Annotated in this window: 20 protein-coding genes and 1 other RNA gene; 14 read left to right on the plus strand and 7 right to left on the minus strand. The window is 59.1% G+C overall.

What is annotated here, in order from left to right:
* Positions 1 to 10 precede the first annotated feature (10 nt).
* A complete protein-coding gene (locus tag OKC42_RS09035) occupies positions 11 to 1,612 on the minus strand; it encodes a carboxyl transferase domain-containing protein (RefSeq protein WP_270658749.1) in 1,602 nt (533 codons plus the stop codon).
* Positions 1,609 to 2,751, minus strand: a complete 1,143-nt coding sequence (locus tag OKC42_RS09040; protein WP_144712818.1) for an isovaleryl-CoA dehydrogenase — start codon at positions 2,749 to 2,751, stop codon at positions 1,609 to 1,611. The genes OKC42_RS09035 and OKC42_RS09040 overlap by 4 nt, the downstream gene beginning before the upstream one ends.
* 305 nt (positions 2,752 to 3,056) lie before the next feature.
* On the opposite strand from OKC42_RS09040, the gene OKC42_RS09045 reads away from it, so the two are divergent.
* From OKC42_RS09045 to OKC42_RS09085, 9 genes are all read left to right on the plus strand, one after another.
* Complete coding sequence (locus tag OKC42_RS09045; protein ID WP_270658750.1) at positions 3,057 to 4,214, plus strand: acyl-CoA dehydrogenase family protein; 1,158 nt, start codon at positions 3,057 to 3,059, stop codon at positions 4,212 to 4,214.
* 134 nt (positions 4,215 to 4,348) lie between these two features.
* Positions 4,349 to 5,131: an enoyl-CoA hydratase gene (locus OKC42_RS09050; RefSeq protein WP_005336930.1), complete on the plus strand. Its 783-nt coding sequence runs from the start codon at positions 4,349 to 4,351 to the stop codon at positions 5,129 to 5,131.
* Between the two features lie 18 nt (positions 5,132 to 5,149).
* Positions 5,150 to 6,262, plus strand: a complete 1,113-nt coding sequence (locus OKC42_RS09055; protein ID WP_139442698.1) for an enoyl-CoA hydratase/isomerase family protein — start codon at positions 5,150 to 5,152, stop codon at positions 6,260 to 6,262.
* A 51-nt stretch (positions 6,263 to 6,313) separates the two neighbouring features.
* Positions 6,314 to 7,216: a 3-hydroxyisobutyrate dehydrogenase gene (mmsB, locus tag OKC42_RS09060; RefSeq protein ID WP_270658751.1), complete on the plus strand. Its 903-nt coding sequence runs from the start codon at positions 6,314 to 6,316 to the stop codon at positions 7,214 to 7,216.
* Positions 7,217 to 7,268: 52 nt separating this feature from the next.
* Positions 7,269 to 8,048, plus strand: a complete 780-nt coding sequence (locus OKC42_RS09065) for an SDR family oxidoreductase (RefSeq protein WP_123172940.1) — start codon at positions 7,269 to 7,271, stop codon at positions 8,046 to 8,048.
* 358 nt (positions 8,049 to 8,406) lie between these two features.
* Entirely contained in the window at positions 8,407 to 9,843 is a 1,437-nt protein-coding gene (gene arcD / locus OKC42_RS09070; protein WP_005336921.1) for an arginine-ornithine antiporter, read from the plus strand.
* Between the two features lie 105 nt (positions 9,844 to 9,948).
* Positions 9,949 to 10,737 (plus strand): sulfite exporter TauE/SafE family protein, encoded by a 789-nt coding sequence (locus tag OKC42_RS09075; protein WP_216948502.1) that lies wholly within the window; start codon positions 9,949 to 9,951, stop codon positions 10,735 to 10,737.
* A 102-nt stretch (positions 10,738 to 10,839) separates the two neighbouring features.
* An RNA gene (gene ffs / locus OKC42_RS09080) (signal recognition particle sRNA small type) lies at positions 10,840 to 10,936 on the plus strand.
* An 84-nt stretch (positions 10,937 to 11,020) separates the two neighbouring features.
* Positions 11,021 to 11,422, plus strand: coding sequence for a hypothetical protein (locus tag OKC42_RS09085; protein WP_270658752.1), 402 nt, complete (start codon positions 11,021 to 11,023; stop codon positions 11,420 to 11,422).
* A gap of 75 nt (positions 11,423 to 11,497) precedes the next feature.
* On the opposite strand, the gene OKC42_RS09090 is transcribed toward OKC42_RS09085, so the two are convergent.
* From OKC42_RS09090 to OKC42_RS09100, 3 genes are all read right to left on the minus strand, one after another.
* The gene (locus tag OKC42_RS09090; RefSeq protein WP_270658753.1) at positions 11,498 to 12,559 is read right to left on the minus strand and encodes an MFS transporter; all 1,062 of its coding nucleotides are present in this window, start codon (positions 12,557 to 12,559) and stop codon (positions 11,498 to 11,500) included.
* A gap of 96 nt (positions 12,560 to 12,655) precedes the next feature.
* Positions 12,656 to 13,006, minus strand: a complete 351-nt coding sequence (locus OKC42_RS09095) for a cyclophilin-like fold protein (protein WP_270819502.1) — start codon at positions 13,004 to 13,006, stop codon at positions 12,656 to 12,658.
* A gap of 181 nt (positions 13,007 to 13,187) precedes the next feature.
* Positions 13,188 to 14,324, minus strand: coding sequence for an alpha/beta hydrolase (locus tag OKC42_RS09100; RefSeq protein ID WP_270658755.1), 1,137 nt, complete (start codon positions 14,322 to 14,324; stop codon positions 13,188 to 13,190).
* Positions 14,325 to 14,533: 209 nt separating this feature from the next.
* On the opposite strand from OKC42_RS09100, the gene OKC42_RS09105 reads away from it, so the two are divergent.
* Positions 14,534 to 15,418, plus strand: coding sequence for a LysR family transcriptional regulator (locus OKC42_RS09105; RefSeq protein ID WP_270658837.1), 885 nt, complete (start codon positions 14,534 to 14,536; stop codon positions 15,416 to 15,418).
* Between the two features lie 218 nt (positions 15,419 to 15,636).
* Here the strand turns inward: OKC42_RS09105 and OKC42_RS09110 are convergent, their stop codons facing one another.
* Positions 15,637 to 17,463, minus strand: a complete 1,827-nt coding sequence (locus tag OKC42_RS09110; protein ID WP_270658756.1) for an ATP-binding protein — start codon at positions 17,461 to 17,463, stop codon at positions 15,637 to 15,639.
* An 8-nt stretch (positions 17,464 to 17,471) separates the two neighbouring features.
* On the minus strand, positions 17,472 to 17,963 hold the full coding sequence (locus tag OKC42_RS09115) for a molybdopterin-dependent oxidoreductase (protein WP_043819743.1): 492 nt from the start codon (positions 17,961 to 17,963) through the stop codon (positions 17,472 to 17,474).
* 338 nt (positions 17,964 to 18,301) lie between these two features.
* Between OKC42_RS09115 and OKC42_RS09120 the strand changes: the two genes are divergently transcribed.
* Genes OKC42_RS09120 through OKC42_RS09135 form a run of 4 tightly spaced genes read left to right on the plus strand, consistent with a single transcriptional unit; the run spans position 18,302 to position 21,631 of the window.
* Entirely contained in the window at positions 18,302 to 18,652 is a 351-nt protein-coding gene (locus OKC42_RS09120; RefSeq protein WP_005333409.1) for an STAS domain-containing protein, read from the plus strand.
* A complete protein-coding gene (locus OKC42_RS09125; RefSeq protein WP_005351415.1) occupies positions 18,649 to 19,065 on the plus strand; it encodes a hypothetical protein in 417 nt (138 codons plus the stop codon). Before OKC42_RS09120 ends, OKC42_RS09125 begins: the two co-directional genes overlap by 4 nt.
* A gap of 18 nt (positions 19,066 to 19,083) precedes the next feature.
* Complete coding sequence (locus tag OKC42_RS09130) at positions 19,084 to 21,189, plus strand: SLBB domain-containing protein (RefSeq protein WP_005360128.1); 2,106 nt, start codon at positions 19,084 to 19,086, stop codon at positions 21,187 to 21,189.
* A 1-nt stretch (position 21,190) separates the two neighbouring features.
* Positions 21,191 to 21,631, plus strand: coding sequence for a hypothetical protein (locus tag OKC42_RS09135; protein ID WP_270819503.1), 441 nt, complete (start codon positions 21,191 to 21,193; stop codon positions 21,629 to 21,631).
* The last annotated feature ends 13 nt before the right edge of the window (positions 21,632 to 21,644 follow it).

A 21,644-nucleotide genomic window follows, 5' to 3' on the forward strand; every position in this document is an offset into this window, starting at 1 on the left:
GGTTTGCTCCTTACATCCGAAAGATGCCGTACTGCTCGGGTTCAATGTGGGCACCCTGACAGGCGGCGAGCGCCAGCGCCAGCACGGTGCGGCTCTGGGCCGGGTCAATGACGCCATCATCCCACAGGCGGGCGCTGGCGTAGTAGGGGTGACCCTGGCGCTCATACTGTTCGATCACCGGGGCACGGATGGCGGCCGCTTCCTGCTCGCTCAAATCTTTGCCCTCGGCAGTCAGCTTGTCGCGACGCACCTGCACCAGCACTCCGGCAGCTTGTTCGCCACCCATGACAGAGATACGGCTGTTGGGCCAGCTAAAGAGAAAATCGGGCTCATAAGCGCGGCCGCACATGCCGTAGTTGCCAGCGCCAAAGCTGCCGCCGACGATCAGGGTGATCTTGGGCACCCGGCTGCAGGCTACTGCGGTGACCAGCTTGGCGCCGTGCTTGGCGATCCCCTCTTTTTCTGCGCTACTCCCCACCATAAAGCCGGTGATGTTCTGCAAAAAGAGCAGCGGGATGGCACGCCGGTTACAGAGTTGGATAAAGTGGGCCCCCTTCTGGGCACTGTCGCTGTGCAGCACGCCGTTGTTGGCGAGGATACCCACTTCCATGCCGCAAATACGGGCAAAGCCGGTCACCAGTGTGGTGCCGAACAGCGCCTTGAACTCGTCAAAGTCAGAGCCATCCACCAGTCGGGCAATCAGTTCGCGGGCGTCGTAAGGGCGTTTGAGACTGGTGCCCACCAGACCGTAGAGCTCCTCGATCGGGTAGCAGGGGGGCTCGTAGCCGGGGCTGCTCTCTATCGGCTCGTTACCCAGATGAGTAACCAGCGTGCGGGCGATGGCCAGCGCATGGGCATCGTCACGGGCCATATGATCAGCAACGCCGGAGTGGGCACAGTGCACTTCAGCGCCGCCCAGGGCCTCGGCGCTGATCTCCTCGCCGGTGGCGGCCTTGACCAGCGGCGGACCCGCCAGAAAGATGGTGGCCTGCTCCCTGACCATGATGGATTCATCCGCCATGGCAGGCACGTAGGCGCCGCCTGCGGTGCAGAGCCCCATCACCACCGCCAGCTGCGGGATATTCTGGGCCGACATGCGGGCCTGGTTGTAGAAGATGCGACCAAAGTGATCCCGGTCGGGGAACACCTCATCCTGCATCGGCAGAAAGGCGCCGCCGGAATCCACCAGATAGAGGCAGGGGAGACGCAGCCGCTCAGCGATGGTCTGGGCACGCAGGTGTTTTTTCACGGTGAGCGGGTAGTAGGTACCACCCTTCACGGTGGCGTCGTTCACCACCAGCATGCAGAGCCTGCCCGAGACCCGGCCGATGCCGGTGATGATACCGGCGGCGGGTACCGGCTCGTCATAGACCTGCCAGCCAGCCAGCGCCGACAGTTCGAGAAACGGGGAGCCCGGGTCCAGCAGCTGATTGATGCGCTCGCGGGGCAGCAGCTTGCCACGGGCCTGATGGCGGGCGTTGTTGGCCGCGCCGCCCCCTAGCGCGATCTCGGCAATGCGGGCGTGGAGATCGTCGACCAGCCCCTGCATGGCGGCCCGATTGGCCGCATATTCCGGGCTCGCCGTGTCGAGGCGGGAGTGGATACGACTCATGCATTTTCTCCCATCAGCTCGCGGCCGATGAGCCAGCGGCGGATCTCCGAGGTGCCGGCGCCGATCTCGTAGAGTTTGGCGTCCCGCAGTAGGCGGCCAGTGGGGTATTCGTTGATGTAACCGTTGCCGCCGAGCAGCTGGATAGCGTCGAGGGCCATCTGGGTGGCGTTTTCGGCGGCAAACAGGATGGCTGCGGCGCAATCTTTACGGCTGGTGCGCCCCTGATCGCAGGCGCTCGCCACCGAGTAGACCAGCGCCCGGCTGCTGGCGAGGCGGGTATACATGTCGGCGAGCTTGCCCTGCACCAGCTGGAACTCGCCGATGGCTTGACCAAACTGCTTGCGCTCACGCACATAGGGCAGCACTACATCCATGCAGGCCTGCATGATGCCAAGGGGGCCCGCAGCCAGCACCACCCGCTCGTAATCGAGCCCGCTCATCAGCACCTTGACCCCGCCGTGCAGGGGGCCCAGCAGGTTTTCCTGCGGCACTCGGCAGTTGTCGAACACCAGCTCGCAGGTGCTGGAGCCGCGCATCCCGAGCTTGTCGAGCTTCTGGGCGGTAGAAAAACCGGGAGTGCCGGCTTCAACGATAAAGGCAGAAATCCCTTTGGGGCCCGCACTGGTATCTGTCTTGGCATAGATGACGAAGGTGTCGGCATCGGGTCCGTTGGTTATCCACATCTTGTTGCCGTTCAGCACGAAGTGATCGCCCTCGCGCTCCGCGGTGAGGCGCATGCTGACCACATCGGACCCGGCTCCCGGTTCGCTCATGGCCAGCGCCCCCACATGCTCGCCGCTCACCAGCGGGGGGAGATAGCGTGCTTTTTGCTCCGCCGTGCCGTGGCGGTGGATCTGATTGATACAGAGATTGGAGTGGGCGCCGTAGGAGAGGCCGACCGAGGCGCTGGCGCGGCTTATCTGTTCCATCACCAGCACGTGGGCCAGATAGCCGAGATTCACCCCGTCATACTCCTCCACCACCGTGATGCCGTGCAGCCCCAGTTCACCCATCCGGGGCCAGAGATCACGGGGAAAGGCGTTGCTCTGATCGATCTCGCTGGCGCGCGGGGCGATCACTTTCTGGCAGAAGGCCGCAACCTGTTCGGTCAGGGCATTCAGGGTCTCATCCATCTGCATCCATGCTCTCCTTGCGGATATGACAGTCGGGTAGGAAGGTTGGCTCGACCGGCTGACTCGGCGTTACGGCTGGTAGTGGTCGGTCCATTTTTGTACTTCACTTTTGCCACAAGTTTACGTTAGCGTAAACGTAAATCAATTGTTAATCTGTTGTGTGTCGATAAAGCGGTGGTAGTGAAAGAGTCAGCAGCTACCACGACAACAGCGCCATAGTGGCAGATCCGAATGACCAGTGTGTGGGCGCCGCGTCATAAAGCGCTAACTCAGGAAAATAAGCGCGGGGCAACAAGGGAGAGAAAGACGAGATGGATTTTACCCTGACAGATGATCAACAGGCGTATGTGGAGGCGGCCGCCGCCTTTGCCGATGAGGCGCTCAAACCCCATGCCGCGCGCTGGGACAAGGAGCATGAGTTTCCGATCCCGACCATCAAGCAGGCGGCCGGGCTAGGTTTTTGCGGTCTCTATACCCCGGAGCAGTTTGGCGGATTGGGATTGCCTCGCCTCGATGCGAGCCTCATCTTCGAGCGCCTCGCCATGGGCTGTACCTCGACCACGGCGTATCTGACTATCCACAACATGGTGAGCTGGATGCTGGGTAGCTGGTTGCCCACCGAGGTTGCCAAGGAGTGGGTGCCCAAACTGGCTAGCGGCGAATTGCTGGGCTCCTATTGCCTCACCGAGCCGGGGGCGGGTTCCGATGCGGCGGCACTCAAGACCCGGGCGGTGCGCGAGGGTGACAGCTACCTCATCGAGGGGACCAAGGTCTTTATCTCGGGAGCAGGCAGCAGCGATGTGCTGGTGGTGATGGCCCGTACCGGTGGTGAAGGTGCGAAGGGGATCTCTGCCTTTATGGTGCCGGCTAATGCCCCCGGCGTGAGCTATGGCAAGGCAGAAGAGAAGATGGGCTGGAACAGCCAGCCGACTCGGGAGGTTGTTTTCAACGGGGTTCGCATTCCTGCCTGCTACCGGCTGGGCGAAGAGGGGGAAGGATTCAAGTTCGCCATGCAGGCCCTCGATGGGGGGCGCATCAATATTGCCACCTGTTCGGTGGGCACCGCCCAGCAGGCGCTGGACGATGCGCTAGCTTATGTGCAGCAGCGCCAGCAATTTGGTCACCCGATCAGCGAATTCCAGAGCGTGCAGTTTCGCCTGGCCGATATGGCGACCGAGCTGGCTGCAGCCCGTTTGCTGGTGCGTCAGGCCGCCGACAAGCTGGAGCGCGGGGCACCGGACAAGAGTGCCTGGTGTGCTATGGCCAAACGGTTTGCTACCGATGTGGGTTATCGAATCTGTGATGAGGCTCTGCAACTCTTTGGCGGCTATGGTTATATCCGCGAGTATCCGCTCGAGCGCTATCTGCGCGATACCCGGGTACACCGCATTCTGGAGGGCACCAACGAGGTGATGCGACTCATCATCGCGCGCCGCCTGCTGGCCGATCCCGGTTTGTCGCTGGGCTAACCGGTGGTCGCATCAAGGGTGTGTTGCCTGCCACCCGATTGCACCATGCCGGTTTCGGCTTTGTGAGCCAGCCACAGGTTGGTGTCATTCAAGCCTGTCATCATGGCGGCAGCTTCATCGACAAGGACAATGTTATGACAAGGATCAGACTCGAATATCATGGCCATGTGGCCTATATCACCCTCGACCATCCCCCTGCCAACACCTGGACCCTCGCCAGCCTGCAGGCCTTTTTGCAGATGATGGTGGAGCTCGACAGTCGTCCCGATGTGGTGGCGCTGGTGATCCGTGGTGCGGGCGACAAATTTTTCTGCGCCGGTGCCGACCTCAATATGTTTGTCGAGGGGAATGTCGAGCTGGCCCGCGAAGTAGCCGAGGCCTTTGGCAAGGCCTTCGAGGCGCTGGCCCGTTTTCACGGCGTCAGTATCGCCGCCATCAATGGTTATGCCATGGGTGGTGGCCTGGAAGTGGCGCTGGCCTGTGATATCCGCATCGCCGAGCAGCAGGCGTTGCTGGGACTGCCGGAAGCCTCGGTGGGCTTGCTTCCCTGTGCCGGTGGTACCCAGCGTCTGACCGAGCTGGTGGGGCCGGGCTGGGCCAAGCGGATGATCCTCTGCGGCGAGAAGGTGAGTGCCTCGCTGGCCTACGAGATGGGGCTGGTGGAGGAGGTGGTGAAAACCGGTCAGGCATGGGAGGCGGCGCACCAGATGGCCCATCTGGTGGAGCGCCAGAGCCCGAGCGCCCTGCGCGCCTGCAAAACCCTGATCAATCAGGGCCGCAGTGGCCCGCGGGATGCCGCCTTGCCCCTTGAGCGGTCGCTGTTTCTCGATCTCTTTAGCGATGCCAATCAGCGTGAAGGGGTGGCCGCCTTCCTGGAGAAACGCTTACCGCGCTGGCAATATGGCCCAACAGAATAAATCCATACGGAGCCGTTTATGAGTGAGCCGGTCAAGGTTAGCTGTTATCCCACCGAAGATGGCCATCAGATCGGGGTGTTGACCCTCGACAGCCCTGCGTCTCTCAACGCATTGAGCCTGCCGATGATCCAGATCCTGCAACAGACGCTGACCCGTTGGGAGCAGGATCCCGCCATCGTCTGTGTACTGCTGCAGGGGGCGGGTGAGAAGGCATTTTGTGCCGGTGGCGATATCCGCTCCTTCTACTACCGCAAACAGGAGGCAAGCGGATCGGAACTGTTCGAATATGCCCGCGACTTTTTCGAGCAGGAGTACCGGCTCGACCACCACATCCACTCTTACCGCAAGCCCCTTATCTGCGTGGCGGACGGTATCTGCATGGGGGGCGGTATTGGCCTGTTTGCCGGAGCCGATTTTCGGGTGGTGACCGAAAGAAGCCTGTTCGCCATGCCGGAGGTGACCATCGGCCTCTACCCCGACGTGGGGGCGAGCTGGTTTTTAAGCCGGATGCCGGGGCGACTCGGGCTCTGGCTCGGTCTGACAGGTGCCCGCTTCAACGGGAGTGATGCCATCGGTCTTGGGCTGGCGGATCACGCCATCGCCAGTGGCGAGCGCAGTGCGCTGTTGTCACGCCTCGCCGTGCTCGACTGGGCTGGCAGTGGTGAGCCCCGTGAGCAGATCGATCTGCTGCTCACGGGGTTGCATGGTGAGGTGGCGGCCCGCTTGCCTGCGCCAGTATTGTTGCCCCATCAACAGAGGATCGATGCCCTGCTGGCGGGGCGCACGCTGCAAGGGGTATTGGCGCGGTTGTTCGAGGCTCAGTTCGATGAACAGGAGGCGGTACTCCAGCAGGCGCAGCAGCTCTGCCGCACCGGCAGCCCCATCAGCCGTGCCATTTTGTGGCGCCAATATTGGCAGGCTCGCCGCAACTCACTGGCAGAGGTATTTGCCGAGGAGCTGACCCTCTCGGTCAACTGCGTGCTGAAGGGGGATTTTGTGGAAGGGGTACGGGCACTGCTGATCGACAAGGATAAAGATCCCCGCTGGCAACTGTTGCCACCGGAGGGGGAGTGGCTGGACGAGTTCTATCGCTGGCCGCAGGGGCGCAATCCGTTGGCCTGCAAGGAATAACAGGTTGGCAACCGGCGGACGCCGCCATCAGCAACGCAAGGAGCAAGCGGGATGACAAGGATAGGGTTTATCGGGCTCGGCAACATGGGCGGCCCCATGGCGGCCAAATTGGCCAGGGCCGGGCAGACGGTGCAGGTGTTTGATCTGGTTGCCCAAAACATTGAGCACGCTATCGCCGCTGGCTGCATCGCAGCTGGGGATGCCCGTGAGGCGGTGACCGGCTGCGAGGTGGTGATCAGCATGCTCCCTGCGGGGGAGCATGTGCGCGATCTTTGGTTGTCTGAGGGGCAGGATCTGCTGGCAGCCCTGCCGGTTGGCGCACTGGTGATCGACTGCTCAACTATCGATGTCGACTCTGCCCGTCAGGTCGGGGAGGCGGCCCGCGCACGCGGTTTGCGCTTTATCGATGCCCCCGTATCGGGCGGTGTCGCCGGTGCGGCCGCCGGGACGCTCACCTTTATCGTTGGCGGCGACGCGGCGGATTTCGAGGCGGCGAAACCCCTGCTCGCCTGCATGGGGCAGAATCTGTTTCACGCCGGGGCGCTGGGTGCTGGGCAGATCGCCAAGATGTGCAACAACATGCTGCTTGCGATCCATATGGCGGGCACTGCCGAGGCGCTGGCCCTCGGGGTGAAGGAGGGACTGGATCCCGCTGTGCTCTCCACCATCATGGGCAAGTGCTCGGGCAACAACTGGAGTCTGGAGCGCTACAACCCTTGGCCCGGGGTGATGGAGAATGTCCCAGCCGCCCGCAACTATCAGGGGGGCTTTATGACCCGTTTGATGGTGAAAGATTTGGGATTGGCCATGGCGCTGGCCGAGCATGGCCACAGCGCTGTGCCGATGGGGGCGCTGGCCCGCAACCTGTTCAACCTGCATGCCGCTCAGGGGCAGGGGAGCCGCGATTTCTCCAGCATCGTCGAACTCTATCTGGATAAACAGGATCCCGCCTGACGGGCCACCTCTCTTTAAGGCATCTCTCTTCGACCAGCTACAAGGAGCATTGATGGATATCAAAGATAAGGTCATCGTTATTACCGGCGCTGGACGTGGCTTGGGACGGGCCATTGCGCTGGCCCTGGGCGCACAGGGGGCGACGCTGGCGCTGCTCGACATCAATCGCGCCGATCTGGAGGCGACCGCAGCCCTGGTGCGCAGTCAGAATGATCAGTGCGATCAAGATAGTCAGTGCGAGCTGTTTGTCTGCAATGTGGCGAGCGAAGCCGAGGTTGAGTCGGTTTTTGCTGGCATCAAGGAGCGTTTTGGCGTGCTGCACGGTCTTATCAACTGCGCCGGCATTTTGCGCGATGGCATGCTGATCAAGGTGAAAGAGGGTGAGCTGGTGGAGAAGATGACGCTGGCCCAGTGGCAGAGCGTGATTGACGTCAACCTCACCGGTACCTTCCTCTGTGGTCGCGAAGGGGCGGCGCTGATGGCCCAAGGGGGGCAGGGGGGCGTCATCATCAACATCTCCTCCATCGCCCGCGCTGGCAATATTGGCCAGAGCAACTATGCCGCCAGCAAGGCGGGGGTTGCCTCGCTGGTGGTGACCTGGGCGCGGGAGTTGGCGCGCCATGGCATTCGGGTGATGGGGATTGCCCCCGGGGTGTTTGCCACCGACATGACGGCGGCGATGAAGCCGGAGGCGATGGCGCGGATGCAGCAGGCCATTCCGGTCGGCACCCTTGGCGAGGCGCAACAGCTGGCCGAGACGGTGAGCTTTATTTTTGCCAACGACTATCTGTCGGGAAGGATGATAGAACTGGATGGCGGTTTGCGTTTATAGGGATTTACATAATGGGCCCCGGTGTTTCCACCGGGGCTTTTTTATGCAGATTATTTATACAGAGAGTGCCTGAATGGCGATGCATAGGAACCATGCGAGTCAGGTTGTGTTGGCAGAAAAATGAGAAATATCAATGGGTCTTGGTTAATTTGAGCCAGCTCACAGGCCATATGGGTCAGTGCTGTAAAATTGCGCGCGGTCAAGGCGGTGCATGATTGACGGGACGAGGGATTGCGGTCGGAATAGTCATGCAATATAGTTGCCGCCTTTTTCACGGGGTCAGGATTCCCAGCCCCTCCCATATTGCGCGCAGTATGAATACGGACGCTCTGCCGCCGCCTAAATAAACAGGATTGAAATGGACAAGAAACTAGGGCTGGGCGCCCTCATTTCGCTGGTGATCGGCTCCATGGTCGGCGCCGGGGTCTTCAGTCTGCCACAAAACATTGCTGCGCATGCCAGTGCCGGGGCGGTCGCCCTGGGTTGGGCCATCACCGGTCTGGGCATGATCTGTCTCGCGCTGGTTTATCAGAACCTCTCCATGCGCCGCCCCGATCTCGATGGCGGTATCTTCAGCTATGCCAAAGCCGGTTTCGGCGATTTCATCGGCTTCAACGCCGCGTGGGGTTACTGGCTCTGCCAACTGCTGGCCAACGTCTCCTACGCCATCGTAGTGTTTAGCGCCCTGAGCTACTTCTTCGATACACCTGACAACGTCATCTTCGGTGACGGCAATACGCCGGTGGCTATCACGCTGGCCTCCATCCTGATCTGGTCGGTGCATGCGCTGGTGCTGCGCGGGGTACAAGTTGCTGCACTGGTGAATATCGTCACTACCATCGCCAAGATGGTGCCGCTCATCGTCTTCTGTGTCGCGATCCTGCTGGCCTTCAACATGGATACCTTCACTCTGGATATCTGGGGCCAGAACAACATGGAGCTGGGCTCCGTGATGGATCAGGTCAAGTCCACCATGAAGGTGACCCTCTGGGTCTTTATCGGGATTGAAGGGGCCGTGGTGGTCTCTGCCCGTGCCCGTCATCGCAAGGATGTGGGCCGAGCTACCGTGCTGGCGTTGCTCGGCGCCCTGACGCTTTACGTGATGGTGACCCTGTTCTCGCTGGGTGTCATGAGCCAGCCGCAACTGGCGGCGCTCAAGAACCCTTCGACCGCCATGATCCTCGAAGCCGTAGTCGGCCCCTGGGGCGCCTGGCTTATCAACATCGGTCTGGTGGTGTCGGTGATGGGGGCGCTGCTCAGCTGGACCGTGCTGGCCGCTGAAGTGCCCTACATCGCAGGCAAGACCGGCGTGTTCCCGGGCTGGTTTGCCAAGGAGAACAAGAACGGCTCGCCGCAGGTGTCCCTCTGGTGCTCCACCTGTCTGGTGCAGATCTTCCTGATCATCATCTACTTCCAGAGCAGCACCTATCTGGCGCTGGTCAACATCGCAACCTCGGCGGCGCTGGTGCCTTACGTCTTTTCGGGCGCTTATGGCCTGAAGCTGGCATTGAAAGGGGAGACCTATCAGGGTCAACCCCATCAGCGCAAACGTGACCTGCTGCTGGCCCTGGTGGCGACGGTTTACGGCTGCTGGCTGGTCTACGCAGCCGGTGTGGAGTACCTGTTGCTGGTGGCGCTGCTCTACAGCCCGGGCATCTTCATCTACTGGAAGGCGCGTCAGCATCACGGTCTGCGCGGCCTTAACCGGTTGGAGCAGGGGATGACGGCGGCCCTGCTCGGCTGTGCCGTGCTGGCCTTCTACAAGGTGATGGACGGTACCATTCCACTGCACTAACCGGCACAATGAAGAGATGGCCCTCGCGCCATCTCTTTTTTTTCATGCAGATATCCACTGTTGCCCGGCCGTGTTGGCCAGTTTTTGTTTAACACAGGAATTTTTATGCTGTTTATGGGTTACCTCCTGCTGGGCGCCTTTGCCGGTATGCTGGCGGGACTGTTCGGGATCGGCGGCGGTCTTATCATTGTCCCCGTGCTGGTCATGACCTTTCGCGCCCAGGGCATCGACCCTGAAATCATTACCCATCTGGCCCTCGGCACCTCGTTGCCCACCATGATCTTTACCGGATTCAGTTCGCTGCGGGCCCACCGGGAGGCGGGCGCCGTCGATTGGGTGATGATCCGCCGACTCGGCGCCGGCATGCTGATCGGGGGCTGGCTTGGCGGCATGACCGCCAATCTGCTCAGCACCAGCACCCTCAATATCATCATCGGTTGTTTCGCCTGGAGCATGGCGCTACAGATGGGGCTTAACCTTAAACCCAAAGCGGAGCGCCATATGCCGGGGCCGCTCGGCACAGGCATTGCCGGTACCATCATTGGCTGGATGTCAGCCCTGTTTGGTATTGGCGGTGGCTCGCTGACCGTCCCTTATCTGAGCTGGAACTCGGTGCCAATGCGCAATGCGGTAGCGGCCTCTGCAGCCTGCAGCATGCCCATCGCGCTGGCGGGGAGCCTCAGCTACCTCTATGCGGGTTGGGGTCATGCCGATCTGCCCGAGTGGAGTGTGGGCTACATCTATCTGCCCGCCCTGCTGGGCATTGTGCTGACCAGTACCCAGTTCGCACGCCTTGGCGCCAAGCTGGCACACCGCCTGTCACCCACACGCCTCAAGCAGGCCTTTGCCCTGCTGATGCTGCTGGTGGGGGCGAAATTTATGCTGTTTAGCTGATTCATTCGGCAGATTGTTGAAAAATAAGGCAAACGATCTGTTGGAGGGTAGAAAGCCGTTGCATTGAACGCCCAGTTTGCCTATTCTCCTCGCCGGTGGTCCTATTGGTCCTCTCGCATTGATAACCCGTCGACCTGGTCAGGACCGGAAGGTAGCAGCCAAGGCGGGGGACTCGAGTGCCGGGATGTGGCTGGTAGGGCCACCACTTGTTTCTGCAATTCAATAAGTTAGCTTCCTAAAGCCCTTGGTCATCCACTTTGTGTGGACGACGAGGAGCTCATCGATGAATCTCTGGCTCAGTCCCCACGGCATCTGGTATTACCGGAAAGTCACCACGCTCCCCTGTGGTCGTCGTAAAGAGATCAAAAAATCCCTGCATACCCGAGACAAGCTGACGACCCGTGCAACTGTTGCGAAGCGGTTTGCCTGTGTGCGTTCTAAAGCTAAGCCAGTTCTGCAACCCACAAGCGAGCCAGATAACCCTCAACCTCAGCCGAATATCAAGCCTGCTGTTCTGGCGGCCAAACCGCTTGCTCCGCTGTTGTCGGTCTCGTGTGACCGCTATCAAAAAGAGAAGGCCTTCTCCTGGGCACCGAAAGAGCTCAGCAACCAGAAGAACTACATCGGCTGCTTCATCAAGGCGCTGGGTGAAATTGCACTGTGCGATGGCGAATGGATTTGCTAACGGATGGGTCAACTTACTGGTCAAGCGTGACGGGCCTTAGTCGGCTGCCATTGCCGACCACCATGGAGGCGGCGGTCAGTAACAGGGCACTGCCCATAAAGGTGGCCCTGATAGAGAGGGAATCCAGTAACCACCCCCCACGGCAGCCCCCAACGTGATCGCCAGCTGAATAGCTGCCACCATCAGGCCTCCACCGCTCTCGGGTGAATCTGAGATGCCCTGGGTGATCCAGGCTGACCAGGCGACCGGAATGGCGGAGTTAAGGGCGCCCCAGAGGATCAGCATCAGGGCCACACTCCAGAAGTGATGCTCCACCGCCAGCAGCGCCAGGGTGATAACGCCGAGCACCAGTGGCAACCAGCGCAGCATCCGGTAAAGATGATGGCGCAGCAGCATGCTTACCGCTGTGGTGCCAACAAAACCGGCCAGCCCCAAAGCCAGCAGCAGCGCCGAGAGTTGTGGCAGGTCGACCTGGGTGCGTGTCTCCAGGAAGGGACGAAAATAGGTAAAGGCACTGAAGGCGCCGGCAAAGGTCAGCGTCACGCCCATGATGGCAATGGCGACGTTGGGTCTGCGCATCAGGCGAAATGCGCTGCGCGGGCGTGCTTGGGAGTGCATGGAAGGCAGGCAAAGTACCATCCACAGCAGGTTGATCACTACCAATGGTACCAGCAGCCAGAACACGCCTCGCCAGCCGATCAGTCCACCCAAGTAACTGCCAATGGGGGCCGCAAAGGCGGTCGCGACCGCATTGCCGGTATACAGGATGCCCAACGCTTTGGGGACGGATTGGCTGGAGACCAACCGCATGATGGTGGCGGTTGCCAGCGCCCAAAAACCGCCGATAACGATCCCGAGCAGAGCGCGTGCCACCATCAGCACGGTAAAGTTGGGGCTTAGGGCGATCACGATTAAAGAGGTCAGCATCACGACGGCTAGCCCCATGAGCACATGACGTCGGTCCAGCCTGTGAGATAGAGGTGCGATCAGCAAACTGGTCGGGACGGCAAACAGGCCGGAGATGGCAATAGCAAGACCGGCCATGCCATTGCTGGCACCTAGATCGGTGGCGATCGGCGTCAGCAGGCTGACCGGCATAAACTCGGCGGCAATGAGCAGTGCCACACACAGGGACATGGCAGCAACCGCAGACCAGTGTTCGTTGACGACAGCGGGTGTATGTGATGATAACGATGTTACGTTCATGGCATGACCTGAAAGTGAAATATGGGCTTATTCGATTGCTTCGATCGTGATGCTGGCGGCCGAGGTTGTGGTCAGGTGGGAGAGACCCGATTCAATGCGCCCTAACTTAATCAGTCCGGTCGAATAGCCAAAGTCCCGATAGAAGATCGCCAGATTGCCCCACGGGGCGTAATAGGTGAGATCCCCCACGTTCGGGTCAATGCCTTTTGGGGCGCCCTGTGTGGTCAATTTGCGGGGCAGATAAGCAATCTTCTCGGTGTCGGCGTAATCCTCGAGGGGCAGTGTCAGGGGGAGCATGGCAAAAAAGTCCCGGGCGCTGTGACTATCTTCCAGGGTGGCCGTGATGATCTGGCTGGCTATCGTCATCGTGATGTTCATACTATCTGCCTTGTTCTGAGCCTTAGCACTTGTAGCGGTTGCTGTGCTGGTCACCCCCAGCAACAGAGCCATCGCGCTGACAAACACTCCTCTGGTCATTGTTCTTTTCCCAATGCGGCGTGAAAGGTGGCGTCGAAACCAGTGAGAAAACGCGGCGAAGAGGCCGCCGCGTTTTCGACGTTTACTTCATGTTGGTCTTGAAGAACTGCTCGAACTTGGCGAACGGGATCTTGCCAGCCTGGTTGTCATACAGGTCGACATGATTGGCGCCAGGCACAACGACCAGCTCTTTTTGCTTGCTGCCAACGGCCTTGAAGGCATCTTCGGCAAAGTAACGAGAGTGAGCCTGCTCACCGGTCACGATCAGGGTGGGAATGGATATTTCGCTTGCATAGCTCAGCAGCGGCATATTCATGAATGACAGCGGCATGGTAGTGGTCCAGGCCCCGTTGGCGTTGACAGAACGGGCATGGAAACCACGCGGTACACGGTAGTAATCGAAGAACTCCTTGAGTACCGGGTGCGGGTTTTCCGGCAGAACCTCTGGCAGGGTGCGGGCGGCAGCGGTGACATTTCCCTTGTCATCGACATAGAGGTCGTGATTGCTATGGGCATAGGTGCCACTTTCCGCATCTTTCCAGCGTTGTTCATTCAGGTATGCCAGCACGGCGCGGCGATCGGCGGTGGAAAATCGATCCTTGCCATCGCCCACCCCATGCCCCATGGCCCGGCTCATGTCATACATCACGCTGGTTGCCACCGCCTTGATGCGGGTGTCGCCAGCGGCGGCATTGAGGGCCATGCCACCCCAGCCGCAAATCCCCAGTAGACCGATACGGTTGCGGTCGACCTCTTTTTGCAGGCCGAGAAAATCGACGGCGGCGCTGAAATCTTCGGTGTTGATGTCTGGCGAGGCCACATCACGTGGCTGGCCGCCACTCTCACCGGTGTAAGAGGGGTCAAACGCCAGCGTGACAAAACCACGCTCAGCCAGGGTCTGGGCATAGAGGCCGCTCGACTGCTCTTTTACGGCACCAAATGGGCCGCTCAGAGCAATGGCCGCCAGCTTGGCGTCTCCCCGGTTTTTCGGCAGATAGAGGTCAGCCACGAGAGTGATGCCGTAACGGTTCTTGAAGGTGACCTTGCGATGATCGACCTTGTCGCTTTGGGTGAAGGTCTTGTCCCATTGGGTGACCATGGAGACAGGTTCAGTGGGGTTGGTTGTTTGGGCATGACTCAATGTAGAGACTCCGGTTAATGCGGCGCCCAGCAGCAGGGTAGACGCGATAGCTGTCAGTTTCTTGGGGAGAACATTCATGGCAAAGTTCCTCGAAATCGGATTTCTGATGCGTGGTCCTGGTGGTGGAGGGCTGGTTTTGTGAACCACGACACACAGTCTAGTTAGAACGAATAGTGATGATTAGTGGCGGTTTTTTGATAACATTAATGCTTATTTGTTCTAAATTAAGACGTCTGACGCGCACCTGACTCAGGTCGTGGCGGACAGGAACATAGGGGGTGAACAAAATGACAGGCCGCGAGAATTACAACGATCTCCATGTCTTTATGCTGGTCGCTCGGGAAGGGAGTTTTACCAAGGCCGCAGCTAGGTTGGGGCTTGCCCAGTCCGGGGTCAGCCGAACGATTCGGGATCTCGAGGCCCGGCTCGGGGTGCAGCTTCTGATGCGCACTACCCGCAGCCTCTCCTTAACCCAAGCGGGTGAGCAGTTGTACCGCACGGCGCAGGGCTGTTTTCAGTCCCTTGATGCGGGTCTGGCCACGCTCGCCCACTATCGTGATACCCCTTCAGGCACGGTACGGATCAACGCCAGCCAACATGCCATCGACAAGGTGCTGCTTCCCAAGCTGACCATCTTCAGGCAGCGTTATCCCGATATTCGGCTGGAACTCATCAGTGAAAGCCGCTTCGTGAACATCATCGATGAGCGCTTTGATGCTGGCGTGCGGCTGGGTGACGAGGTGGATGAGGGGATGGTGGCCGTGCGCATTACGCCCGATCTGGAGATGGTGATGGTAGCCACACCAGATCATTTTCTTCAATACGGATTTCCCCAGGCGCCTGCCGATCTGGCGGGACATCCCTGTATCGCTTACCAATTTGCCGATGGCAACCTCTATCAATGGGAACTGTGGCAAGAGGGGAAGGCGATTAAGCATCGACCACAGGGGCAGTGGGTCTTCTCTGACAGTTATATGGAGGCGGCTGCTGCCAAAATGGGGCTGGGACTGGCCTATGTGCCAGAGGAATTGGTGAGCGATGAACTTGAGCGCGGCATCTTAATCCAGGTATTGAAACCCTATAGTCACCGTTTGGCTGGTCTGTACCTCTATTATCCCCACCGGAATGTTTCACCCGCATTAAGAGTGGTTATTGATGCATTAAAAACATAAATATAGTCATTCACTCTGGTCTGGACGTTGTAGGGAGGGGATTACTAGATCTGTACAGATCAAAAAATCCCTGCATACCCGAGACAAGCCGACGGCCCGTGCTGCTGTTGCGAAGCGGCTTGCCTGCGTGGGTTCCAGACCCAAGCCCATTCAGTTGCCTGCAGAGGTCAATGTTGCCCCACATGAGCAATCAGTAGCCCGGAATCAGGGAGGGGGGTTTATTGCTTGGTGACACGCAGGGTGGCGTTGTATTTGAGCCGACCATGGGAAATATGTCTGTTTATCTCGCTCAGTAGCGTCTCTTTATTGATGGGCTTGGTGATATACCCGTTCATGCCATGGGAAAGATAGTATTGCTTGGATTCCGGCATCGCATCCGCCGTCAGGGCGATGATGGGGATATCTGCCCAAGGCATCTGGGAGGTGCGGATCCGGGTGGTGGCCACCAGGCCATCCATCACTGGCATCTGGACATCCATCAACACCAGATCAAATTCGGTGTGACCCAGTTTCTCCAGCGCCTCTTCTCCCTGAACGGCCAATGTGACCTGATGGCCCACGGAGTCGAGCATGGCGCCGATCACCTTGCGGTTGGTGGCATTGTCATCAACCAGCAAGATGCGATAGCTCTCCTGATCCAGCGGCTTGGACGGCAGGCAAACAATCGAGGGGGTCGTGGCTCTGGCGGGCCAGATATAGGTAAAAGTACTGCCATGCCCCTCGCTGCTCTCTACCGAGATATCGCCGCCCATCAGGCGTGCGAGGTTACGGGATATTTCAAGTCCCAGGCCCGATCCGCCATATTGGCGGGTGATCGAGACATCCGCCTGAGCGAAACGTTGAAACAGGTTCTTTAACTGACTTTTGCTCATGCCGATCCCGGTGTCCTGGATCGAGATACGTATCGAGTGGCGATCCTGCTCCAACAGGGTGCTATCAACGTGGATCTTTACTTCCCCCTGATGGGTGAACTTGATGGCATTGCTCACCAGATTGAAGAGGATCTGGCGCACTCTCAGCGGGTCGATCATCAACCACTCCGGCGTATCGGGGGCAACAGTCAGGGTCAGCTTGATCCCTTTTGCATCGCAGTTGCTCTGCATCAGAGCCCGGATATCCTCCAGCAGCTGGGGCAAGTGATGGGGGGCCAGTTGCAGCTCGATCTTGCCCTCTTCCAGCTTGGATACATCCAGAATGTCGTTAAGCAGACCGAGCAGATGGTTTGCCGATTCGCGCGCCGTCTCCAGATAGTCTCGCTCCCTCGGATCCATATCCCGGTCGGCCAGCAGTGAGAGCATGCCGAGAATACCATTCATGGGGGTGCGAATTTCATGGCTCATGTTGGCCAAAAAGCTGCTTTTGGCTCTTGTGCCGGCCTCTGCCGCCTGATTTGCCCGCAGCAGTTTGTCATTGAGCTGCTGCATCAGTTTGTGCTGCAGAAACGAGATATTCATTTGCCGCCAGATCAGCAGGGCGAGCACAAAGAGCAGCGCAAATTGCAGGGTTGCGATGAGTGTCGTCGTGATGATCTGCTCCCTCACGCTGTCGCGACGTGCCACATCAAACAGGGTCGCCTGCTGGTTCACCTCCAGAGTCAGCTGATGGAGCAGGGGAAGCAGGGAGGCAAGCTGTTGGCGCAGCTCCTGATGGGCAAGATTGTCGAGCGGCTTGGTGGCTTCCGGGCCGAGCCAGATATCCGCCAGAGAGATGTAGGATCGAATGGCTTTGCTTGCCTGCTGGTAGATCTCTGTTTGCTGAAGCAGGCTGCGATCCTTGCTCTCCAACACCAGATCCATGCGGCTGACCAGAATATCGTATCTGAGCTGGAAGGTCGGTTGCGACTCATGGAGCAGCGAGCTTTGAAAACGCAGCGCTTCGTTATAGAGCTGGAAATAGTTCCACATCACGTTGTCTTCGCCCTGGCTGGTACTGCGCTGCAGATCCTGAAATTGCCGGTACTGGATGGTACCAGTACCGGCAAAGGCAAGGAGCAGCACACAAAGCACCACAAACAAGAAACGTTGACTGGCCGCCATGGAACGCATGATGGGATCTACTCCACTTTTATCGCGCTGATCTGCCAGATAGCCCGACCGTAATAGAGCTTGTTTTGCAGTTCGGGATATTGATCAAACGGATAGACAAGGAACAGCGGCCCTTTGTCACGCACCGACAGTGGCTTGCCATTGATCGTGCGGGCGAGGATGACCCGATACTGCTCGGCATCGCTTGTCGGCACCTGTACCGAGTAGTCATTGAGCGCGGTAATGGTGAGCTGTTTGCCGGTTGCCCCGACCTTGGCCAATACATCTTGCAGCAGCGGGCCGCGAAAGGTCTTGGCTTCGTCATACCAGGGGGTATGGGTTTTGATTTCGTGTACCGGTAGTTGATCCAGCATGGCGCTGTCCCACAGGGCCAGAGACTGATGAGTGGGGCTGCTGATGGCGCCTTCAACCTTCAACACGGCGCTGTCAGGGGAGGGGGCTGCGTATGCGGTGCCGCAAAGGGCTGCCAACAGTGGTGCGATGTAAAGGCCTGCTTTCATGATCTCTCCTTCCTGGAATATGGCGACATGGGGGCCGAGCCAACGGTGGCTTGTGAGCTGTGTGCAAAGGCAAGCAATAATCGGGCCCAGTCTAATGGGCTTGAATTATCAGCCATTTAGCCTGTTATCAGGCGATCTCGGCCAAGGTGAATTGCAGTTTGCAACGTGCGGGGGAGGTTAATTGCAATTTGGCAATCAAAACGAGGAGTGGGTGTCGGCGAATAAGGCGCAAAGAGTATCATTTGGAGAACAAGTGCCGTGGCACTGCCCGGCATAACATTTGCAGCGTGCTGAATGCCGTGACAGCAAATAGTCTTAGAATCGACAAGGAGCTAGCGATGGAAAGCATGACTTACACCCTTAATGATATCCAGGTAGTGGTACTGGAAAATGAGTTTGACGCGATGGCCGTCAGTGAGCTCCGCCCGTTGTTTGAAACCCTCTCGACCCACCCGGGAGATATCCTGGCCGATATCAGCGATGTTCATTTTATCGACTCGTCGGGGATCGGAGCCTTGGTATTTCTCTATAAAAGATTGATTATGAACGGGCATCAGATGGCCCTTGTCTGCGGACCCGGTCAACCTCATGATCTGCTGGAGATGCTGCATATCGACCGGGTGATCCCCTGCCATGAGAGCATCAAGGCCTATATGCGTTCCCGTGGCATGATGGCCGCTGCATCATGAAACGCTTTGGTATCCTGCTATCGTCCATTCTGCTGTCGGGTTGCGCGCAGTGGCCGCCGGAGGGATATGGTGGCATGGCCGAGGCAAGACCCACCCGTATTCCGGTCAATGAGGATGAACGGCGGGTCTGGTCTCGTTATGATGAGCGTCAGAAGGAACTCGACTTGCAGCTGACGGAATTAAAGCAAGCGAGTCTGCAGGGGTGTATGCCTGCCGAGTTGAAACGACTACAATCTCAACGTATTGATATCGAACGGGATATGCACGGACGGCTCTGGTCGGATGTAGCCTGGCGTCAGACCGTGTTGGCACAATCACTACAACAAGTACGTTTGCGGCTGCAACAGACAACAGCGGATGGCTGTCGTGCTGATTGGTCAGGGCTCCCCTTACGCCAATGGGGGCAGACGTAACAGACGAAAAGGATGTCTATGAAACGGGGCGCTCTCGAAGGATTGATCTGTGTTCTCTTGCTGTTGTTCACCTGCCCGTTATTGGCCTCCACCTTGTTGGCTCCCGGTGATCGGTTGGCCATAGTGCAACCTGGTGAGCCTGCTTTTGATCAGCCTTTCCAGATCAACAAGCAGGGGGAGATTGCATTGCCTGAGGTCGGCAACGTCGTGGTGGGGGGGAAGACCCTGCAACAGGCGGATGAACTGATCCGCACCGCCCTCAAACCTGTCTACAACAACCTCTCTCAATTGACCGTCACCTTGTTGGAGAAGCGGCTGCTGATCAGCGTGATGGGCTATGTCAAAAAACCCGGCAGTTATGATCTGGCGCCCGATGGCAACGTGCAGATGGCCCTCGATGCCGCTGGCGGTCTGGTGCCCGGTGCCCAGCTCAACAATATGCAGGTGCGGCGTGGCAGCACGGTCTCGAGCTTCGACTATAAGCGTTATCTCGATACCGGCGATGCCAGCGTGTTGCCGCCATTGCAATCCCTTGATGTGGTGTTCGTACCCGCCTCTCCGCTGATCGGCAACGTGCAAATAGATTTTGATGCGGCAACCCTGGCGGCAGGCGGGGATGGCGATACCGGCAAGGCGATCAAGGTATTTGGCGAGGTCAACAGCCCCGGCGCCTTCAGTTTCAAGAGCGGCAACTCCATCGTGGATCTGCTGATGCGGGCCGGTGGGGTGACCCGCTTTGCCGGGGTGGAGCGGATCCGGGTGATCAATGGTGATGCCCCCGAACTGTTCGATCTCAAAGCCTATCTCGACTCCGGCAACAACAAGCTGCTGCCCAATCTGGCGCCGGGCGCCACCATCTTCGTGCCCAAGGATGAAGAGCAGATAAAACGGGGAGCGCGCACCATCTACATCATGGGCGAGGTGTTCAAACCCGGCGCCTATGAGGGGCGGGAAGGGGACTCCTTCCTCGATATTCTGGCCAATGCCGGTGGCCCGACCCGCTATGCCGAGAGTCGCCAGATCCGTTTGCTGCGCACCGATGGCACGATCGAACCCATCGACTTGCAGGCCTATACCGAGGGGATGCAAAAGGCGCTGCCCCAAGTCAAACCCGGTGATGCCATCTTTGTGCCGGAAAAGACCGATATCAACGAGAAGTCCTGGTTGAAGGTGGCCCCCGGGCGGGCGGTGATGGTGATGGGGGCGGTGCGGATCCCGGGCCGCTATGAATGGTCTGACGAAATGTCGTTGCTGGATCTGATCGCCCACGCCGGTGGCCCCAACGAGCGGGCCGATATCGCCAAGGTGCAGATCCTGACCGCCGAAGGGGGGCAGGCCACGCCAACCCTGTTTGATCTCGACAAGTTCCTTCATCAGGGGGGGGCGCTGGCCAGCCTGCCGAAGATCCGGGCCGGATTCACCATCATGATCCCCGAGTTGCCCACCGATCCCAGTGACAACAAGTCCCAGTGGGTGCGCCAGTCACCGGACAGTTCCATCTATATCTTCGGTCAGGTCGGGGCCCCCGGTCGCTATGCCTTCAATGAGCAGATGGGCTTTATCGACATCCTGTCGGCCGCCGATGGTCCGACTGCGGCGGCGGATCTGCGCAATGTGCGTATCGCCCATCGCAGTGGCAGCACGGCGCGGGTCAGCAAGCTCGACCTTGCCCTCTACTTTGAAACTGGCGATGAAACCTTGCTGCCCAAGGTGCTGCCCGGCGACTCCATCTACCTGCCGGAGAAGAATCGCCCTTGGCTCGACGAGCCCAAGGAGAACACCATTCGGGTGTTGGGGGCGATTGCCCGTCCCGGTCGCTACCGCTTTGACTCCTCCATGACCCTGCTGGATCTGCTGGCAGAGGCGGGGGGCCCGACCAGCAGCGCCTATATCAAGAAGATTGTGGTGATCAACATGGCTACCAGTGGTCAGGGGGATCAGGCCCGCAGCTTCGATCTCGACGGCTTTGCCAAAGAGCCCGACTTTAGCCAGTTGCCGGTGCTGCGTGCAGGGGACACCGTCTTTATCCCTGATAGCAAAAGCAGCAACTGGGCCATCTTCATGGATGGCATGCGCGACATTTTGACCACGATCTCGGTGGTGGCCCTGGTCGGGACGCTTTGATATGAGCATCCCCATTCAATATCTGGAGCTCGAATCCCTCTACGCGGCGACGGTCGCCCGCGGGATCCGCTCGCTGGCTGTCACCTCGTCAGAAGGGAGAGAGGGGGTGAGCTCCATCTGCGATGCGCTGGCAAGGCGCTCGGAGGCGGATGGGCAGCGCACCCTGCTGGTGGATCTCAACCTCTATCATCCCGGCCGCGCCACGGCGGTTGCCTGGGGGCCCAATGATGTGCCCGAGCCAGTGGCCACTGGCCGCTCCTTGTCCTTGCTCCCGGCGCCGGGCAAGGATCTGATGGCTTTTCGCAACAAGGATACCTTGCGTCAACTGCTGGTTCGCTGGCTGGAGCATTACGATGTGGTGATCTTCGATACCTCACCGCTCACCGCTCACTGCTCTCAATCGGGGCAATATTCCGGCCGATCAGGTCTGTGGGGCCTGTGAAGGGGCGCTGCTG

Source organism: Aeromonas sp. Y311-2 (assembly GCF_027706025.1).
GTDB lineage: Bacteria > Pseudomonadota > Gammaproteobacteria > Enterobacterales > Aeromonadaceae > Aeromonas > Aeromonas veronii.

Coding starts and splice junctions, on each gene's coding strand:
- OKC42_RS09045 (WP_270658750.1), top strand. CDS start 3,057: ATGGATTTTACCCTGACAGATGATCAACAGGCGTATGTGGAGGCGGCC.
- OKC42_RS09120 (WP_005333409.1), top strand. CDS start 18,302: ATGGAAAGCATGACTTACACCCTTAATGATATCCAGGTAGTGGTACTG.
- OKC42_RS09110 (WP_270658756.1), bottom strand. CDS start 17,463: ATGCGTTCCATGGCGGCCAGTCAACGTTTCTTGTTTGTGGTGCTTTGT.
- arcD (WP_005336921.1), top strand. CDS start 8,407: ATGGACAAGAAACTAGGGCTGGGCGCCCTCATTTCGCTGGTGATCGGC.
- OKC42_RS09105 (WP_270658837.1), top strand. CDS start 14,534: ATGACAGGCCGCGAGAATTACAACGATCTCCATGTCTTTATGCTGGTC.
- OKC42_RS09115 (WP_043819743.1), bottom strand. CDS start 17,963: ATGAAAGCAGGCCTTTACATCGCACCACTGTTGGCAGCCCTTTGCGGC.
- OKC42_RS09075 (WP_216948502.1), top strand. CDS start 9,949: ATGCTGTTTATGGGTTACCTCCTGCTGGGCGCCTTTGCCGGTATGCTG.
- OKC42_RS09050 (WP_005336930.1), top strand. CDS start 4,349: ATGACAAGGATCAGACTCGAATATCATGGCCATGTGGCCTATATCACC.
- OKC42_RS09035 (WP_270658749.1), bottom strand. CDS start 1,612: ATGAGTCGTATCCACTCCCGCCTCGACACGGCGAGCCCGGAATATGCG.
- OKC42_RS09085 (WP_270658752.1), top strand. CDS start 11,021: ATGAATCTCTGGCTCAGTCCCCACGGCATCTGGTATTACCGGAAAGTC.
- OKC42_RS09125 (WP_005351415.1), top strand. CDS start 18,649: ATGAAACGCTTTGGTATCCTGCTATCGTCCATTCTGCTGTCGGGTTGC.
- OKC42_RS09090 (WP_270658753.1), bottom strand. CDS start 12,559: ATGTCCCTGTGTGTGGCACTGCTCATTGCCGCCGAGTTTATGCCGGTC.
- OKC42_RS09040 (WP_144712818.1), bottom strand. CDS start 2,751: ATGCAGATGGATGAGACCCTGAATGCCCTGACCGAACAGGTTGCGGCC.
- OKC42_RS09055 (WP_139442698.1), top strand. CDS start 5,150: ATGAGTGAGCCGGTCAAGGTTAGCTGTTATCCCACCGAAGATGGCCAT.
- mmsB (WP_270658751.1), top strand. CDS start 6,314: ATGACAAGGATAGGGTTTATCGGGCTCGGCAACATGGGCGGCCCCATG.
- OKC42_RS09095 (WP_270819502.1), bottom strand. CDS start 13,006: ATGAACATCACGATGACGATAGCCAGCCAGATCATCACGGCCACCCTG.
- OKC42_RS09100 (WP_270658755.1), bottom strand. CDS start 14,324: ATGAATGTTCTCCCCAAGAAACTGACAGCTATCGCGTCTACCCTGCTG.
- OKC42_RS09130 (WP_005360128.1), top strand. CDS start 19,084: ATGAAACGGGGCGCTCTCGAAGGATTGATCTGTGTTCTCTTGCTGTTG.
- OKC42_RS09065 (WP_123172940.1), top strand. CDS start 7,269: ATGGATATCAAAGATAAGGTCATCGTTATTACCGGCGCTGGACGTGGC.
- OKC42_RS09135 (WP_270819503.1), top strand. CDS start 21,191: ATGAGCATCCCCATTCAATATCTGGAGCTCGAATCCCTCTACGCGGCG.